This is a genomic window from Winogradskyella sp. PE311, assembly GCF_046545555.1.
Classification (GTDB): Bacteria; Bacteroidota; Bacteroidia; order Flavobacteriales; family Flavobacteriaceae; genus Winogradskyella.
The window spans coordinates 1379704-1398243 of record NZ_JBHZTH010000001.1 but is presented as its reverse complement, the minus strand read 5'-3'; the positions used below and the strand labels follow the sequence as shown (position 1 = coordinate 1398243).

Sequence of the window (18540 nt, the reverse complement as noted above, 5' to 3'; positions counted from 1 at the left end):
CTTCTCCTACGCAAATCTCTGCAGTAGTATCTGTTGTTCCTGCTATTTGAATAGCGCCTCCATCTACTGCATTTCTTGTTACGGAAATTGGATTAGACAAATCAAAACATCCCATTAAATCTGAAACATTGTTACCTGCTGCTAATCCTGTTAGTCCATCTTCATATCTTAAATACCAGATATCGCATACTCCTGGTCCTGCTCCTTCTAATACAAAGCCTCCCGCTGGTACCATTGCTGGTAATCCTAATATATTACCTGTTGCTTGGTCTGTGATTACCCAACTTGCATTAGTCCCGAAGCGTGGTACACTTGCATCAAATTCTACATCTATTCCATCTACAACTCCTTCTCCTACACAAATCTCTGCTGTGGTATCTGTTGTGCCTGCTATTTGAATAGCTCCTCCATCTACTGAACATGTGGTTGACCAGGCAGCAGCGGAACCTCCGTTTACGGTAGTATACGGACCTGATCCATCAACAAAATTATTCGCACTATCCCATTTTCCTGCAGTAACAGCCTGAGCGACTCTAGCTTGATTAGCAGCGCCCCATTGCACGTAAGACACAAGAATATTAGGATCAGAAGAACCAAATGAATTTGTACTAAATAAACTTAAACCATCCGCAGACTCAACTACATCATAAGAAAGTGTAACTGCTTCTCCAGAATCTAACATATAGTCCCCATTCTCTGGAGTTATTGTGCCAATTCTCACGTACGTTCCAGGCCCTAAACAAAGCCAATAATTTGTGAGATCTACCATTCCCGTCCCTGTATTAGAGATCGTTAAGACGTCAGTTGTAGGATTCACTTCAGTAAATGTAGCACCTTGAGCTGACGTTTCTAAACCTCCTACAAATAGAATTAAAAAGGCTAAAATCCCCTTAATCATCGATTTAAATTGTAATTTTTTTTTCATCATTATTAAATTTTACTTTTCTAAGTTGTAAAATTAGACACATCAATTATGATAAAATGTTAGCTATCTAACACTAATAAAATTGCTATTTTAAAAAGGACAAAAAACTAAATAACAAATTAAGCAAACCCAATAAACACCTTAAATTGATAATAGTTGAACTAAATTGAATTAACTCTCGTTTTTTTTATTAGATTTATTACTTTTACGTATTGTTTTTAACCCAAATAATTAAGAATAGCAAATGGGATTTTTTGATTTCCTAACGGAAGAGATAGCCATAGATTTAGGAACCGCAAACACATTAATCATTCATAACGATAAAGTTGTTGTTGACAACCCTTCAATAGTGGCTAGAGACCGCATCAGTGGAAAAATAATTGCTGTGGGCAAAGAAGCCAATATGATGCAAGGTAAAACGCATGAAAACATAAAAACAATTCGTCCATTAAAAGATGGTGTAATTGCAGATTTTGATGCTTCTGAACAAATGATTAGTTTATTTATTAAGAACATACCTGCCTTAAAGAAGAAATTTTTTAATCCTGCTTTAAGAATGGTAGTTTGTATTCCCTCTGGCATTACTGAAGTCGAAATGCGGGCAGTAAAAGAATCTTGTGAGCGTGTTAATGGCAAAGAAGTTTATTTAATACACGAGCCTATGGCCGCAGCTATAGGAATTGGTGTAGATATAATGCAACCAAAGGGAAATATGATTGTCGATATTGGTGGAGGAACTACCGAAATTGCTGTTATTGCACTTGGTGGTATTGTCTGTGACAAATCTGTAAAAGTCGCTGGTGATGTTTTCACTAATGACATAATTTATTATATGCGAACACAACACAACTTATATGTTGGTGATCGTACTGCAGAAAAAATTAAAATTCAAATAGGTGCAGCAACAGAAGATTTAGAGTTACCTCCAGAAGATATGAGCGTTCAAGGGCGTGATTTATTAACGGGTAAACCCAAGCAAGTTCAGATTTCATTCAGAGAAATAGCTAAGGCCTTAGACAAGTCTATTTTAAGAATTGAAGATTCTGTTATGGAAACATTGTCTCAAACACCGCCAGAATTAGCGGCAGACATTTATAATACAGGAATTTATTTAGCTGGTGGTGGATCTATGCTAAGAGGTTTAGACAAACGTCTTTCTCAAAAAACAGATTTACCTGTTTATATTGCTGAAGACCCTTTAAGAGCTGTAGTTAGAGGTACAGGTATTGTGCTTAAAAACTTATCTAAATATAAAAGCGTATTGATTAAATAAGTAATAGATAATGCAACAAATTTTTAATTTTGTTATAAAGAACAAAACCTTTCTGTTGTTTTTATTGCTATTTAGTATTGCTTTAACTTTAACCATTCAATCACATTCCTATCATAGAAGTAAGTTTATAAACTCTGCTAATGGTTTAACAGGTGGTGTTTATGGTACTTTTAATTCTATTGATAAGTATTTTGATTTAGAACTACAAAATGAAATTCTCAGCAAAGAAAATAAGCGCTTAAGAGAACGGCTTTACAATTTAGAAACTACAAAAGATTCAACTTTTATTGATAGTAGCTACGGTATATCAAAATATAAAGTAACTGTTGCCGACGTGTATAAAAACAGCTATTCCTCTACTAATAATTACTTAACTATTAATAAGGGTTCTAATGACAGTATAAGAGAAGATTTTGGCGTTATTACCTCTAAAGGAATTGTTGGCATTATTGACAATACATCTAATAATTATGCCACTGTTCTATCTATTTTAAACACCAAAAGTAGAATTAATGCAAAACTTAAGTCAACTAATCATAAAGGATCGCTAAAGTGGAATAACGACACCCCTATTTTAGTACAATTAGAAGACATCTCAAGTTTTGCCCCAATAAAAATAGGCGATACAATTGAAACTGGAGGTGAATCAACCATTTTTCCCAAAGGCATAGGTATTGGGATTGTAGATAGTTTTGAGAAAGAAATTAGTGGAGATACATACACTATACAAGTTAGACTATTCAATGATATGTCTAATTTAGGAACAGTTTACATTCTAGAAAACTTAGATAAAAAAGAAATCGATTCTTTACATAAAAGAACGAATGAATAATATCGTAATAACACATATTGCAAGATTCATAGCGCTATTACTAGCTCAGGTTATTATTTGTAATCACATTAACTTTTTGGGTTATATAAACCCTTACATTTATATAATTTTTATTTTATTATTCCCTATTAGAGATACTAGGATAGCACTACTATTAGTTAGCTTTTTATTAGGTATGCTTATCGACATGTTTTCAGACTCAGGAGGTGTGCATGCTGCAGCATCTGTAGTTTTAGCATATGTGAGACCAGTGATATTAAAAAGTTCTTTCGGAATGCTTTATGAACATCAGAGCGTAAAATTTAGTAATACAGATTTAGGAAATTTAATTACCTACGTAGTATTAGCAGTATTAATTCATCACACCATTCTGTTTTCATTAGAAATATTTAACATTTCAAGTATACTTTTAATACTTAAAAAAACGTTGTTTTCTAGTATCTTCACTTTAATCCTTAGTGTATTAATTATAATTTTATTTAGTCGGAATAGAAAATGAGAAAACTACTACTATTAACATGCGCTGTGCTAGTTGGTCTTGTTTTTATTGCACGGTTATTTTATCTTCAGGTTTACAGTAGTTCTTCATATAATATTTTTGAAGATACCGCAATATTAAAAGAGTTTACCTACCCTAAACGTGGCTATGTATATGATAGAAATGGTAACCTTTTAGTCGCGAACCAACCTTCTTACGATGTTATGGTTATACCGAGAGAAGTTGAAACGATGGATTCATTGAAATTTTATGAATTTTGCAGACTATTAAAAATCTCAAAAGACGATTACGTCAAAAAATTAGATAAAGCTGCTAGGTATTCACCAAGATTACCCAGTCCGTTTGTACCGCAATTATCTAAAAGTGATTATGCTGTTTTACAAGAAAAGATGCGAAAATATGAAGGTTTTTATATTCAGAAGCGGTCTTTAAGGTCCTACCAAACTACTATTGGAGCAAATGTTCTAGGAGATATTGGTGAAGTAAATCGCAGTATAATATCAAAACAGCCCTATTACAAATTAGGGGATTTAATAGGAAAACAAGGAGTCGAAAAAACATATGAAACCACCTTAAGAGGTATAAAGGGCATAAAATTCATTCAAAAAGATAGATTCAACAAAAATATAGGACCATTTAAAGAAGGGAGTCTAGACACATTACCAAAACCAGGAAAAGATATAACGATTACTATTGACTCTAAACTACAGGCTTATGGCGAATTATTGATGAAAAATAAACGTGGAGGAATTGTAGCTATAGACCCTAGTTCTGGTGAAATATTAGCTATGGTTTCTGGACCATCTTATAATCCAAATTTACTTGTTGGCAGAGACCGTTCAAAGAATTTTTCAAAACTATATAAAGACAGTATAGCAAAGCCCCTGTTTGACAGAGGTTTGCAAGCTATGTATCCACCAGGATCACCCTTTAAAACTCTAAATGCATTGATTGCATTACAAGAAAATGTTGTTGATACTGAAGATCGATTTAGATGTGCAATGGGTTATCGCTACGGTAATAGAAAAATGGGTTGTCATGCACATAGAAGTCCTGCAAATATGAATATTGGCATATATGAATCTTGTAATGCTTACTTCGCAAATGTTTACAGAAAAATTATTGATAAATATGAGAGTCCTGCCAAAGGTATGGATGTTTGGAGTAATCACATTAAAAGTTTTGGCTTAGGTAATTACTTAAATAATGATTTATCCGTCGGACAACCAGGGAAGGTTCCATCCGCTGAAACATACGATAGAGGTTACGGTAAAAATAAATGGTATACTACCTTCACCATATCTAATGCTATTGGTCAAGGTGAGGTTTTAGCCACACCAATTCAACTAGCGAACATGGCTGCTGCAATCGGAAATAGAGGATATTACTACACACCACATATCATAAAAGAAATTGAAGATGATACTATACCAACAAAATTTACAACACCCAATTATACAACAATTGACAAACAGTACTTTGAACCAATAGTTCAAGGTATGTATGATGTTTATAATAAAGGAACTGCCAAAAGTTTACAAGTTAAAGGCATTGAAATATGCGGTAAAACAGGTACCGCAGAAAATTTCGCCATTATAGATAGTGTAAAAACACAATTAACAGATCACTCTATTTTTGTCGCTTTTGCTCCGAAAGATAATCCTAAAATAGCTATTGCTGTTTTTGTAGAAAATGGCTACTTCGGAAGTCGTTTTGCAGGCAGAATGGCGAGTCTAATGATTGAGCAATACCTAAAAGGAGAAATTACACGTACTGACATGGAAAATTTTGTATTGCGATATTCTTTAGAACATGAATATAAAAAACCTTATTCTGAAGAACCATTTGGTATTAATAGAAAAACAATATTAGATCCTATTGATGAAAAGGAATTTCAAAAAAGCTTAAAGATCAAATCAGAAATAACGAAGTCTTAATACTATGCTAAGAGAGAACCAAAGACGTTTTAAATTTGATTGGGTTACCATAATTCTTTTTCTACTTTTGGTTGGCTTTGGCTACATTAATATACTTTCTGCATCTCACGAAGGTGCAATAACAAGTTACTTTGACATGAGCCAGCCTTATGGCAAACAAACAATTTTTATTGGGTTAACCTTTGTGTTAATTATTGTTATTCTGTCTTTTGAAGCCAAGTTCTACGAGCGATTTGCAAGCCTTATATATCTTGTTGCTATTTTAGCTTTATTAGGTTTATTCATCTTCGGGAAAGATGTGAATGGTGCGAGATCTTGGTATGGCATAGGAAGTATGACTATACAACCTAGCGAGTTTGCAAAATTTGCTACGGCATTGGCAGTTGCCAAATACATCAGTGATTTACAAACTAATATGCGGACCATCAAAGATCAGTTGCGAGTTGTTGCAATTATTTTTGCTCCTGCTCTATTAATACTTTTGCAAAATGATGCCGGAAGCACGATTGTATATCTTGCTTTTTTCTTTGTTTTTTATAGAGAAGGATTGCAGCAGGTTTATTTAATTGTTGCAATTTCTTTAATCGTATTAGCAATCCTAGTTTTAAAATTTGGCATTCTCATTACATTAATTGCGACATTAATAGTTCTAACTACTAGATATTTTTTTCGAAAAAAGAAACGTGCTTCTTTTTTTCAATACTTGTTGGTTTTAGGAATTAGTATTGCATTTTCTTATGGCGTTAAACTGTTTTATGAAAATGGCCTAAAAGCACATCAACAAAATAGAATTAGTCTGTGGTTAAGACTTGAAAAAGATCCTGCCAAATTAGAATTAATGAAAAAGAGAGAAGCCTATAACCTCATACAATCAGAACAAGCTATAAGTTCTGGTGGATGGACTGGAAAAGGCTTTTTACAAGGCACAAGAACTACAGGGAAGTTTGTGCCAGAGCAACATACTGACTATATTTTTAGTACAGTTGGAGAAGAATGGGGATTCTGGGGCAGTAGCTTTGTAATTCTTCTATTTGTAACACTTATTATAAGAGTTTTATATTTAGCTGAATCTCAAAAATCGCAATTTAGTCGCGTTTATGGTTATGGTGTCGCCTCAATATTCTTTCTCCATTTTACCATTAATACAGGTATGGTAATGGGATTAATACCTACTGTTGGTATTCCTCTACCTTTCTTTAGTTATGGTGGCTCAGGACTTTGGGCTTTTACTTTGCTACTATTTATTTTTGTAAAACTAGATAGTAATAAGATTAATGAGTGGTAGATATAAAAAAGACAACCTTGGAGGTAGTCTTTTTATGATATCAATTTTGTTTGCTTTTCTATGTCGTTTGTTTTACTCTAAAAATCATAGAAATAATAAAAAAGAAGACACCAATTACTGGCAAACACACCAACAATACTAACCATATGACTTTATCTTTAATATTTATCTGCGTTTTAAGCACAATAAAACTCAGAAAGAGTATAATTAGCAAATAACAACCAATTAAAATATTTACTAATTCTGCATTTAACAGTGTCATGGTGTCTTATAATTTATTTACTGACCTTGACCTAAGGAATAACCTCTTTTGCCATCAAAAGTGTATAAGTTCTCAGTTTTTATAGCATCGATATTATTTTCAATTGCAGACTGTAAAATATCTACAATTTTACCTTTAGTTAATTCTTGCCCTTCTTTCGCCAAATATCTACACCGCCAATGGTCCGTGCAAAAAGTCTCATCAAAACCATTTGGCCAAACTTTAATACCTCTGTTAGTTATTAAAGAAAGTTTTAATTCGTCATTATTTAATTTCTTTAATTGATGCGCCAATTCATTAGCATCATAACCATTCCAATCTACGAACAAATCTACACCCACAACGCTTTTACTTTTTGATGGTCTTCTTTGATATTTAGGCAAAATAAGAGGCGTATTGTCTTCAAATAATACCGCAGGTAACTGTTTAGGCTTATTTCCTAAATTAGCAATAACCGCATCTGCAAATTCCTTTGTTCCAACTTTCTTAGTACTCATTATTGAATCATAAATATCATTAGTATGAATCCCATCTTCGATAGTTCTCAACCAAGCATTTTGTATGTTTTCAGCAATATCACTTTGTCCTACATGATTAAGCATCATAACTGCTCCATTAATTAATCCTGAAGGATTTGCTATATTTTTACCAGCAATATCAGGTGCAGAACCGTGAATAGCTTCAAACATTGAACACTCGTCGCCAATATTTGCAGAACCTGCTAAACCAACTGAACCTGTAATTTGAGCTGCAATATCTGATACTACATCACCATATAAATTTGGAGTTACAATAACATCAAATTTCTCAGGAGAATCTGCCAATAGTGCAGAACCTATATCAACAATCCAGTGTTCATTTATAATTTCGGGATAGCGCGAAGCTACTTCATCAAAAACTTTATGGAATAAACCATCGGTTTGCTTCATTATATTATCTTTAGTAAAACAGGTTACTTTTTTTCTGCCATATTTTTTGGCATACTCAAAAGCATATGTCACTATTTTCTCACAACCGGGTCTACTTATTAACTTTAAGCATTGTACAACTTCGTCTGTCTGCTGATGCTCTATACCAGCATATAAATCTTCTTCATTTTCTCTTACAATAACAACATCCATTTCTGGGTGTTTGGTTGTTACAAATGGATGTAAACTTTTACAAGGTCTAACATTAGAATATAATCCTAAAGTTTTTCTCATTGTTACATTTAAGCTTTTATAACCACCACCTTGTGGAGTTGTTATTGGTGCCTTGAGAATTATTTTATTCCGTCTTATCGTTTCCCATGCTTCATTTGAAATACCTGTTGAATTTCCCGACAGATAGACTTTTTCTCCTACTTCAATTTCTTCGAAGGTCAAATCGGCTCCTGCTGCATGTAGAATTCGTAATGTAGCATCCATAATTTCGGGTCCAATTCCATCTCCTTTTGCTAGTGATACTTTTATCATAATAAAGTGTTGTTTTAATTACAATACAAAGATGGTAACATTTATTCATATATTTTTATATATGTTTTTTATGTAAATCATAAATTTTACTTATACAAAATGCTATACAACTGATGCATAAAAGAAAACTTAAAATAAAAGGTAAATTTTATAACTATAAAAAAAGAGAGATAGTAAAAGCTGATACGAAACCAGTAATAGCTAAAATAGTAGTCATCAGCGTCCAGCTCCTAAAAGTCTGCTTCTCTGTAAGACCAAGATACTTTCCTACTAACCAAAACCCACTATCATTGACATGAGACATTATACTTGCGCCCGAGGCTATGGCTATAACTAACAAGGCTTTTTCTGGTTCAGAAGTATTACTTAATAATAAAGGTGCCGTTAAACCAGCAGCAGTTATCATAGCAACAGTTGCAGAACCCTGTAGGACTCTAACAACAACTGCAGCTAAAAACCCAAATACCAAAAGACTAATACCTTGGTCAGCAAAATAATTAGCTAACATGGTACCTGTTCCTGTATTTACCAAAATTTGTTTAAACACACCACCAGCTCCAGTAATCAAAATAATCACTCCTGCTGGAGCCAAAGATTTAGTACTGATATCTAAGAGCTGAGTTTTTGTAAATCCCTTTCTTATACCTAATAAGTACCAGGCAATGAGATTGGCAATTAATAATGCAGAGAACGGATGACCAACCATACCTATCCAGTCTAATACACTTTTTGAAACGGTGTCATCTCCAATTAATGGACTATTCAATAACGTATTCATAACAATTAAAACAATGGGAATTGCAATAATGGCTATTATTGAACTGACAGGTGGAACCTTCTTAGAAATCTTATTATTTTGTTTAAGTTTTGGCGCTTCTATTTGTATTCTCTTCGCGATATACTTTCCAAATAAAGGGCCGCAAAAAATAGCTGTTGGTATACCTACTAAAAATCCAAAAAGTATAACCCAACCTAAATCTGCCATTAAAATATCTGCTACTGCAATTGGGCCTGGTGTTGGAGGTATAAAACTATGCGTAATTGCTAAACCTGCTAACAATGGAATACCATAAAGTAAAAGTGACTTACCTGTTTTACGTTGGAGCGCGTAAATCATTGGTACCAAAATAATAAAAGCAACATCAAAAAATACTGGTATAGCCACAATAAATCCTGTAAGCATTAATGCCCATGATGAGTTCTTTTCACCAAACTTATTTAAAAGAAATGCGGCTAACGCTTCTGCACCACCCGATTGCTCTAATATTGCTCCAAAAATTGCTCCGAGTCCTACCACCACAGCAACAAATCCAAGCGTATTGCCCATACCCTCTTGAATAGTTTTTATGATCATCATAGGTTCCATCCCAGATAATATTCCAACTAGTATACTTGCTAATAATAACGCAATAAATGCTTGGATTTTAAATCTAAGGATTAGTGTAATTAGTAACACTACACCAGCTAATACAGCACCAATAAGCGTAAAATCAATCATATTTATTTACCTAAACTTACTAAGCTTGTCTTTATAGTTTCAATCTTAGCCAAAGCATCAGCTTCCTTCTTCTTCTCTGAAGCCACTACCTGTTCTGGTGCATTATTTACAAAGCGCTCATTAGATAATTTCTTTTGAACTGACTTTAGAAATCCTTCTGTATAATTTAATTCTTCTGTTAATTTTTTTATCTCTGACTCAACATCAATACTGCCTTCCATAGGGATAAAGTATTCATTAGATTTTACTCTAAAAGTCAACGCCCCTTCTATAGAATCGGTAACATACTCGAAACTATTTAAATTACCTAACTTCGAAATAACAGCATCAAATGTATTTGAAGAATTCTCATTATTTACAACTGAAAATTCTATCGCATCTTTAAAAGCTATATTTTTTTGTTTTCTAATATTTCTAATACCTGAAATAACCTCAGATGCAAAATCGAATTCAGAGATTAAAGCTTCATTAGCTGGCTTTATTTCTGGCCATTTAGATACGATTAAAGCCTCTTTAGGTGAACGCTTTTCTATATATTGCCAAATCTCTTCCGTTAAGAATGGCATAAATGGATTAAGAATTCTTAAGTTATTTTCAAATAATCTAATGACTTCATTGTATGTAGTTCTATCAATTGGCTTTTGGTAAGCTGGCTTTATTATCTCTAATAACCATGAAGCAAAATCATCCCAAATTAACTTATAAGTTGCCATTAAGGCATCACTGAGCCTGTATTTACTGAAATGATCTTCAATTTCGGTAATAGTTTTTTGGAACTTAGATTCATACCACTCTAAGGCAATTTTACTAGAATTAGGTTGATTAATTGTTTTATCAATCTCCCAACCTTGCACTAATCTAAAGGCATTCCATATTTTATTAGCAAACTGTTTTCCTTGCTGACATAAGTCTTCATCGAACATTAGGTCATTACCTGCTGCCGAACTTAATAATAGTCCTACTCGTACTCCATCTGCACCATAATCTTCAATTAACTTTAAGGCATCCGGAGAATTACCTAAAGATTTAGACATTTTTCGACGTTGCTTATCTCTAACTAATCCAGTGAGATACACATTTTCAAATGGTCTTTCATTCTTGTATTCATAGCCTGCAATAATCATTCGTGCTACCCAAAAGAATAAAATATCTGGACCCGTTACTAAATCATTTGTAGGATAGTAATACTTTATTTCCTCATTTTCTGGATTTCTGATACCATCAAAAACACTAATTGGCCATAACCATGATGAGAACCATGTATCTAAAGCATCAGAGTCTTGTTTTAGATCTTCAATCTTTAAAGCAAGGTTATTTGTTTTCTTTTGAGCTAACTTTAAAGCTTCTTCACTTGTTTCAGCAACTACAAAATCTTCTTTTCCATCACCATAGAAATAAGCAGGTATCTGTTGTCCCCAAAGTAATTGACGTGAAATATTCCAATCGCGAATATTCTCCATCCAATGACGGTATGTATTTTCAAACTTCTTAGGAAAGAGTTTTACATCGCCAGTTTTTAAAACAGCATCAATAGCTGGTTTTGCTAAATCTTCCATTTTAAGAAACCATTGGTCACTTAGTCTTGGTTCAATTACAGCCTTTGTACGTTCAGAAGTTCCTACTTTGTTTATATGATTTTCAGTCTTAATTAAAATCCCAGCAGCATCTAATTCTTTAGAAATTGCTTTTCTTACAACAAAACGATCATGACCTTCATAATGCATACCGAAGCTATTTAATGAGGCATCTTCATTAAAAATATCTACAACTTCTAAATTATGTTTATCTCCTAATACCTTATCATTTTCATCATGAGCAGGTGTTACTTTAAGGCAACCTGTACCAAACTCAATATCTACATATTCGTCTTCGATAATAGGAATTACTCGTCCACAAATAGGAACAATCGCTTTCCTACCCTTTAAATGAGAAAAGCGTTCGTCATTAGGATTAATACAAATTGCTGTATCACCAAAAATAGTTTCAGGTCGTGTTGTAGCTATAGTTAACTTTTCATCACTTCCTTCAATCTTATATTCTAAATAATAGAGTAAACCTTGCTTTTCAACATGGATAACTTCCTCATCGGATAATGTGGTTTTAGCTTCAGGATCCCAATTAACCATGCGATAGCCTCTATAAATTAAACCTTTGTTGTACAAATCAACAAAAGTTTTTATCACAGCTTCATTCATATCATCGTCCATGGTGAACTTGGTACGATCCCAATCACACGAACAACCTAGTTTCTTTAGTTGTTCTAAAATAACACCACCATATTCTTCAGTCCAATCCCAAGCATGCTTTAAAAACTCATCACGTGACAAGTCATTTTTATCTATGCCTTGTTCCTTTAGTTTTGCCACAACCTTAGCTTCAGTAGCGATAGATGCATGATCTGTTCCTGGTACCCAACACGCATTTTTACCTAATAACCTTGCACGACGAATTAAAACATCTTGAATGGTATTATTCAACATATGGCCCATATGCAAAATTCCTGTGACGTTAGGAGGCGGTATTACTATTGTGTATGGTTCTCTCTCATCTGGTTTAGAATGAAAGTATTTATGCTGCATCCAATAGTCATACCATTTGGATTCTACTGACAGTGCATTATATTTTGATGGAATTTCCATGTTTTGGTATCGTTTTTGCTAACTAACAAACAAAAGTACTTATATTTCCTTTTTTGAAAAATTATTAGGTAACTTATATGGTTTTAAAAGTATAAATACTGTTAAATACAGTGTATTACATCTAATATATTTTGATGAGATTAAAAAAGTAAGTAGTTTTGATTGTAACAACTTAAAATTAAAATGATGAAAAATTTAATAGTGATTTTGTTTGTGGGACTAATTAGTCTAGGAGTATCCGCTCAAGAAAAGGTCGCAAAGATTGAATTTAAAACTGATGTTATAGATTACGGCACAATAGAAAAGGGTGCTAATGGCGTTAGAGTTTTTGAATTTACAAATACTGGTGATGCGCCACTTATTATATCTAGTGTTAAATCTACATGTGGCTGCACAGTGCCTAAAAAACCAAAAGGACCTATAATGCCAGGTGAAACAGGTGAAATTGAGGTTAAATACGACACTAAGAGAGTAAATCCAATTAGAAAGACAATTACAGTAATTTCTAATGCCGATACTCCAACAGTAGCGCTTAAAATTAAAGGTTTAGTTATTGATCCTAATAAAACAAGTGTTTTAGAAAAAAAAGAAAAAAGTATGATTGAGCAATAAGCTTTTTTTTACTAAGATTATTTAATGAGCTCTCAATTTGAGGGCTCATTAAATTTAAAAGCATTATCTAGCTTAAATTTAAATAACATTTCTGCACCGTTACGTTCTATTTTAAGTCGCAAGTTGCTTCCTGTTCTTCCATGAAAAAATCGATTAATTTCGGGCAACCTAAAATCATAAGCAGGTTTACCGTTTATACTAATTAATATATCACCAAGTCTGAGACCAGAAGCATAGGCATTTGAGGACTTTCTAATTTCAATAATCCTATAAGCCGGTTTTAACTTCATTGTATAATTTATTGAAAAATCAATTTGTACAGCTTGTCGACTATTATCATTCGAATTTCTTGAACTGTAGCCATTACTAGGTGTATTAGAAGGCATTCTAATCCTTTCTTTTACGTACATGTTACCATTATGCTCTAAAACAATACCACTATTATTATATGTAAATGGGTCTTTAAATAAACCGTTCTTTTTTAAATGTATTTTTTTATTATTATAATCAAAAAATAAGTTGAAACGTTTTAGAATATCACCTCCAATACTTCCATTTCTATCTTTATAAACTTTGGCCAAATCAATAGATGCAGAATCAGGAAAAGAAACATTTACATCGTCTAAACTATATTCACTTAGTTGAAAATTATTAACTTTTGACCTCTTTCCGTAAACGGATCCACTTAGTCCTTTTCCCAAATAATCGACAAAAAATTTATCTTTTTCCGGTACCATATCATTATACTCATCCTCAAATAACCACAAAGCATCACTACTCCCTGTGTCTATGAGTAACTTTACTGGTTTCTTATTTTCTTTTAAAGTTACAAAAGCATTTAAATATGGTTTTCTTCTATATAGCTCTATTGGTAACGTTTTCCATTTTCTTGGAGATTTAATTACAAACGACTCTGGTTTATGAAGTCGAATGTACTCTGAGTTGTAATTTATCTCAACAATAAAATCTTTAAATAAATCAAAACCAATAATCCCGTGGACTAATATTCCTAACCTTGGTGTAAAATTAATTGAGTTATCAAAGACAACATACAAATCTTGATTATTACAAACAGCCCCGCCAATATTAAATCTATTATTTTTTGATTTTAGAGCTTCCAATTTACCATCAGCTCCTAATCCATGAAGATAAAAAGTTTGAGTATCCTTTAAATCTAAAGAGTCTCGTTCTGATAAATTAAAAAGTATAGGTTTACTTACTCCGGTATCTAAAACAAATGACAATATAACTCCGTTAATCTCTACCGGAATAATTATTAGGTTACTTGTAAATTGAAACTTTATTTTCTCGCTAACATTATTTTTAAGAAGAAAATCACCCTGAGCACAAATTGACCAAGAGTTAAAGGCTAATAAACAAAGTATTATATAGCGTAATAGTAATTTCAATTAGATCAGATTTTATATCAATTTACAAATCTTTATCTTACTACATATTTTAAACATAATTTATTTATATAAAATTTAAGAAATTTCAGAACTTAGCACTTTAAAATTATAACGATGCCAAAAATTTCAGAAAAAGGTATAAACATGCCGCAATCACCAATTAGAAAATTGGTTCCATTTGCAGAGGAAGCGCATAAACAAGGAAAAACTGTTTATTATCTTAATATTGGTCAACCCGATATTAAAACGCCTTCTCTTGCGTTAGATGCTGTTAAGGTCCATTCTTTAGACATATTAGCTTATTCACGATCAGAGGGTTCAGAAAGCTATCGTATAAAAATTGCAAATTATTATATGAAGAATGCTATTGATGTTAGCCACAACGATATTATTGTGACAACAGGCGGAAGTGAAGCTTTATTATTTGCATTTGGGAGTATAATGGATGAAGATGACGAGATTATAATACCTGAACCATTTTACGCAAATTACAATGGCTTTTCAACAGCTTCTGGTGTTAATGTTGTGCCAGTAATCTCAAAAATAGAAGATAATTTCGCTTTACCTCCAATTGAAGAATTTGAAAAATTAATAACTCCAAAAACGAAAGCTATTTTAATTTGCAATCCAGGTAACCCAACTGGTTATCTTTATTCTAAAGAAGAAATAAAAAAATTAGCTCATATAGTAAAGAAACACGATCTATTCTTAATAGCTGATGAAGTCTACCGAGAATTTGTGTATGATGGTATTTCTCATTTTTCTATATTGCAAGAACCTGGATTAGAAGACCACGCAATCGTTATTGATTCCGTATCTAAACGTTATAGTATGTGTGGTGCAAGAATTGGTTATCTGGTGTCAAAAAACAAAGAAGTTATTAATACGGCATTAAAGTTTGCTCAGGCAAGGTTAAGCCCACCCACCTTAGCGCAAATAGCTAGTGAAGCAGCATTAGATACTCCTCAAAGCTATTTTGATGATGTCATTGATGAATATGTAAAGCGCAGAAATACACTAATTGAAGCATTAGAAAAAATCGAAGGAGTAAAAGTCGCTAAACCCAATGGTGCCTTTTATTGTATAGTTGAATTACCCGTAAAAAATACCGATGATTTTGCCAAATGGCTTTTAGAATCATTTGATTATAAAAATAACACCGTTATGGTTGCGCCCGCCGCCGGATTTTATTCGACTCCAGGTGTTGGTCTTAATCAAATAAGAATTGCATACGTTTTAAATGAAGAAAGCTTAAAACTTGCTGTTAAAATACTAGAAGAAGCCTTAAAAGTATATGAAGACTAATGGTTATAAAACAAAATGTATCATTAAAAGCATTTAACACCTTTGGCATAGAAGCTAAAGCCTCTTCTTATTGCGACATATCGACAATTGATCAACTAATTAGAGTCTTAAATGGTAATAAAATGCCACTATTTATTCTTGGAGGCGGCAGTAATATGTTACTAACTCAAAATATTGATGCTTTAGTTTTACATATTAATTTAAAAGGTATTGAAGTTATAAAGGAGACAGTTGACATGGTTTCAGTGAAAGTAATGGCAGGCGAAAACTGGCATGAATTTGTTTTATGGTGTATAGAACATAATTATGGTGGAATAGAAAATCTATCTTTGATTCCTGGAAATGTTGGTACAGCACCAATACAAAATATTGGAGCTTATGGTGTTGAACTTAAAGATGCATTTATTAGTTGCGAAGCAGTAAACACCAAAAATCTTATCAAAAAGACATTCTCTAAAAAAGACTGTAAGTTTGGGTACAGAGAATCGGTATTTAAACAAGAACTAAAAGGCCAATACATTATCACTTCTGTAAATTTTGAGTTTACAAAACATAACCATAAGCTCAATGTAGATTATGGAGCTATAAAAGAACAATTAAAAATTTCTAAAGTATTAAAGCCAACAATTAAGAGTATTTCTAATGCTGTAATAGCTATTAGAAAAAGTAAATTACCAGATCCGGCAGATATTGGTAATAGTGGCAGTTTTTTTAAAAACCCAGTTATATCTAGTAATCAATTTGAAGAGTTACTAACTAATTTTCCAAATATTCCTTCTTATAAAATTTCGGATAAAAAAATAAAAATTCCTGCAGGTTGGCTCATAGAAAAAGCTGGTTTTAAGGGAAAGCGTTTCGATGATTATGGAGTTCACAATAAACAGGCATTAGTCTTAGTCAATTATGGTAATGCTAAAGGGTCTGATATACTTAATCTAGCACAATTAATACAACAAACTGTATTACAGATTTTTGATATTAAAATTGAAACTGAAGTAAATATTATCTAAAACAAAAGCCGCGTATTAACTGCGGCTTTTATAAAAAGAATAATTTTTAAATTTGCTATTAACCTAATCTCCTTGAAGACAATTATTCTAAGAATGTGTATTAGACACCATTTACTAGGTGTATTTAATTATATTTACGACTGTTAATTCCTTTTTGGATGTTTTAAAAATCAAAAAATTAAGATTTTAACATATTGAGTATTACACCTACAGAGCAAAAAATTATAGATTACCTTAAGAATGAGGATAAGCGTGCCTTAAATTTACTTTATGAAAATTACTCTAATAGCCTATATGGCGTTATAGTAAAAATAACCATAAATGAAGAAATTGCCCAAGACGCACTTCAAGAAACATTTATTAAGGTTTGGAAAAATGCTGCGAAATATGATTCAAGTAAGGCTAAATTATTTACTTGGTTATTCCGTATTGCACGAAACACAGCTATAGATAAACTAAGAAGTTTTAATAATCGTTATAAGAAAGAAGTCCAAATTGATACTTCTAACGTATATATCTTACCAACAAGTAATTTAAATCAAGATGTCATGGACATTAAGGAACATGTTGGGAGACTAGAAGAAAAGTATCAAATTGTCTTAGACGCCTTGTTTTTTCAAGGGATGACGCAACAAGAAGCAAGTGACGAACTAAGCATTCCGTTAGGTACTATAAAATCTAGATTAAAAATTGGATTAAGAGAACTCAAGAAGGTCTATAATCCATAAATTAATTGAATATGGAAACAAAATTACATAGCTTTTTAAATTCCGACTTACTTAATAAGTATTTAGTTGGAGAAACTTCCATGGAAGAATCTAAAGAAGTAGAACATTATATATATCAATATCCCGAAGTAGCTTCTGCGTATGAAAAACTTCAAGATAATCTGCAAGTTATAGCAAAGGCTGGTGCAATGGATGCACCTAATCACATCTTATCTAATATTTTAGAATCATTAGATGAAATTAATGAAACAAAAGTGATACAGCTAGTTCAAAAAAATAAAACACCTTGGTATAGCATTGCTGCCAGTGCGGCCGCTATCCTTTTTGCTGTTACTACTTTTATGCTATATCAAAAAAATCAACAATTAAATAGTGAAAACACTATTGTTGATGCAGAAATTCTTGATCTTAGAAGCGATATTGACAAGAATAATTCTAAGCTAGATGAATTGTCTAAGGAATTATTAAAACTCAATAATCCTGATGCTAAAAAATATGTCATCAACGGAAATGAACGTGCAAAAAATTTAAAAACTGTAGCTTACATAAATTCAGTTGACAAAACATCAATGATAGATGTTATTGCATTACCTCAATTACCAAAAGATCAACATTATCAAATTTGGGCTGAGCTTCAAGACAGAATGGTTAACTTAGGCATACTAGACGAGGCTGACCGTAAATTGAAACAAATTCCTTATATGGAAGATGCATTAGCACTAAGTATAAAAATCGGAAAGAACGGAGATGACACCGACAACAATAGTACCGAAGTGGCAGAAATATCACTTAAAGAAGAATAGATAGAAGCTCAAATTCTATTTAATAAAAAAGAGACTCATTAAATTGAGTCCCTTTTTTTTATTTATTGA

The 18540-nt window shown here is 32.4% G+C and carries 14 protein-coding genes and 1 pseudogene; 10 read left to right on the top strand and 5 right to left on the bottom strand.

Going from position 1 to position 18540, the window contains the following annotated elements; all coding sequences use genetic code 11:
• A pseudogene (locus tag ACFWU4_RS05930) lies at positions 1 to 925 on the bottom strand (hypothetical protein); the annotation flags it as partial.
• A gap of 244 nt (positions 926 to 1169) precedes the next feature.
• On the opposite strand from ACFWU4_RS05930, the gene ACFWU4_RS05925 reads away from it, so the two are divergent.
• The 5 genes from ACFWU4_RS05925 to rodA are packed head-to-tail and all read left to right on the top strand — an operon-like array spanning position 1170 to position 6751.
• Positions 1170 to 2198 (top strand): rod shape-determining protein, encoded by a 1029-nt coding sequence (locus tag ACFWU4_RS05925; RefSeq protein WP_411125816.1) that lies wholly within the window; start codon positions 1170 to 1172, stop codon positions 2196 to 2198.
• Positions 2199 to 2208: 10 nt separating this feature from the next.
• Positions 2209 to 3030 carry a rod shape-determining protein MreC gene (gene mreC, locus ACFWU4_RS05920; protein WP_411125814.1) on the top strand — a complete coding sequence of 274 codons (822 nt, stop codon included), beginning with the start codon at positions 2209 to 2211 and terminating at the stop codon, positions 3028 to 3030.
• Positions 3023 to 3529: a rod shape-determining protein MreD gene (locus ACFWU4_RS05915; protein WP_411125812.1), complete on the top strand. Its 507-nt coding sequence runs from the start codon at positions 3023 to 3025 to the stop codon at positions 3527 to 3529. The genes mreC and ACFWU4_RS05915 overlap by 8 nt, the downstream gene beginning before the upstream one ends.
• Positions 3526 to 5466: a penicillin-binding protein 2 gene (gene mrdA / locus ACFWU4_RS05910; protein WP_411125811.1), complete on the top strand. Its 1941-nt coding sequence runs from the start codon at positions 3526 to 3528 to the stop codon at positions 5464 to 5466. The genes ACFWU4_RS05915 and mrdA overlap by 4 nt, the downstream gene beginning before the upstream one ends.
• A gap of 4 nt (positions 5467 to 5470) precedes the next feature.
• Entirely contained in the window at positions 5471 to 6751 is a 1281-nt protein-coding gene (gene rodA, locus ACFWU4_RS05905; protein ID WP_411125809.1) for a rod shape-determining protein RodA, read from the top strand.
• A gap of 279 nt (positions 6752 to 7030) precedes the next feature.
• On the opposite strand, the gene ACFWU4_RS05900 is transcribed toward rodA, so the two are convergent.
• The 3 genes from ACFWU4_RS05900 to ACFWU4_RS05890 form a co-directional block, all read right to left on the bottom strand.
• Complete coding sequence (locus tag ACFWU4_RS05900; RefSeq protein ID WP_411125807.1) at positions 7031 to 8467, bottom strand: NADP-dependent isocitrate dehydrogenase; 1437 nt, start codon at positions 8465 to 8467, stop codon at positions 7031 to 7033.
• A 154-nt stretch (positions 8468 to 8621) separates the two neighbouring features.
• Positions 8622 to 9965 (bottom strand): GntP family permease, encoded by a 1344-nt coding sequence (locus ACFWU4_RS05895; RefSeq protein WP_411125805.1) that lies wholly within the window; start codon positions 9963 to 9965, stop codon positions 8622 to 8624.
• 2 nt (positions 9966 to 9967) lie between these two features.
• A complete protein-coding gene (locus ACFWU4_RS05890; protein WP_411125803.1) occupies positions 9968 to 12604 on the bottom strand; it encodes a valine--tRNA ligase in 2637 nt (878 codons plus the stop codon).
• 186 nt (positions 12605 to 12790) lie between these two features.
• Here ACFWU4_RS05890 and ACFWU4_RS05885 point away from each other — a divergent pair, with 186 nt between their 5' ends.
• Entirely contained in the window at positions 12791 to 13216 is a 426-nt protein-coding gene (locus ACFWU4_RS05885) for a DUF1573 domain-containing protein (RefSeq protein WP_411125801.1), read from the top strand.
• A gap of 32 nt (positions 13217 to 13248) precedes the next feature.
• On the opposite strand, the gene ACFWU4_RS05880 is transcribed toward ACFWU4_RS05885, so the two are convergent.
• A complete protein-coding gene (locus ACFWU4_RS05880) occupies positions 13249 to 14625 on the bottom strand; it encodes an aspartyl protease family protein (RefSeq protein ID WP_411125800.1) in 1377 nt (458 codons plus the stop codon).
• Positions 14626 to 14739: 114 nt separating this feature from the next.
• Between ACFWU4_RS05880 and ACFWU4_RS05875 the strand changes: the two genes are divergently transcribed.
• The 4 genes from ACFWU4_RS05875 (at position 14740) to ACFWU4_RS05860 (ending at position 18471) form a co-directional block, all read left to right on the top strand.
• The gene (locus ACFWU4_RS05875; protein ID WP_411125798.1) at positions 14740 to 15930 is read left to right on the top strand and encodes a pyridoxal phosphate-dependent aminotransferase; all 1191 of its coding nucleotides are present in this window, start codon (positions 14740 to 14742) and stop codon (positions 15928 to 15930) included.
• Positions 15930 to 16940: a UDP-N-acetylmuramate dehydrogenase gene (gene murB, locus ACFWU4_RS05870; RefSeq protein WP_411125796.1), complete on the top strand. Its 1011-nt coding sequence runs from the start codon at positions 15930 to 15932 to the stop codon at positions 16938 to 16940. Before ACFWU4_RS05875 ends, murB begins: the two co-directional genes overlap by 1 nt.
• A gap of 194 nt (positions 16941 to 17134) precedes the next feature.
• Entirely contained in the window at positions 17135 to 17668 is a 534-nt protein-coding gene (locus ACFWU4_RS05865) for an RNA polymerase sigma factor (RefSeq protein ID WP_411125794.1), read from the top strand.
• A gap of 11 nt (positions 17669 to 17679) precedes the next feature.
• A complete protein-coding gene (locus ACFWU4_RS05860; RefSeq protein ID WP_411125792.1) occupies positions 17680 to 18471 on the top strand; it encodes an RNA polymerase subunit sigma-70 in 792 nt (263 codons plus the stop codon).
• The last annotated feature ends 69 nt before the right edge of the window (positions 18472 to 18540 follow it).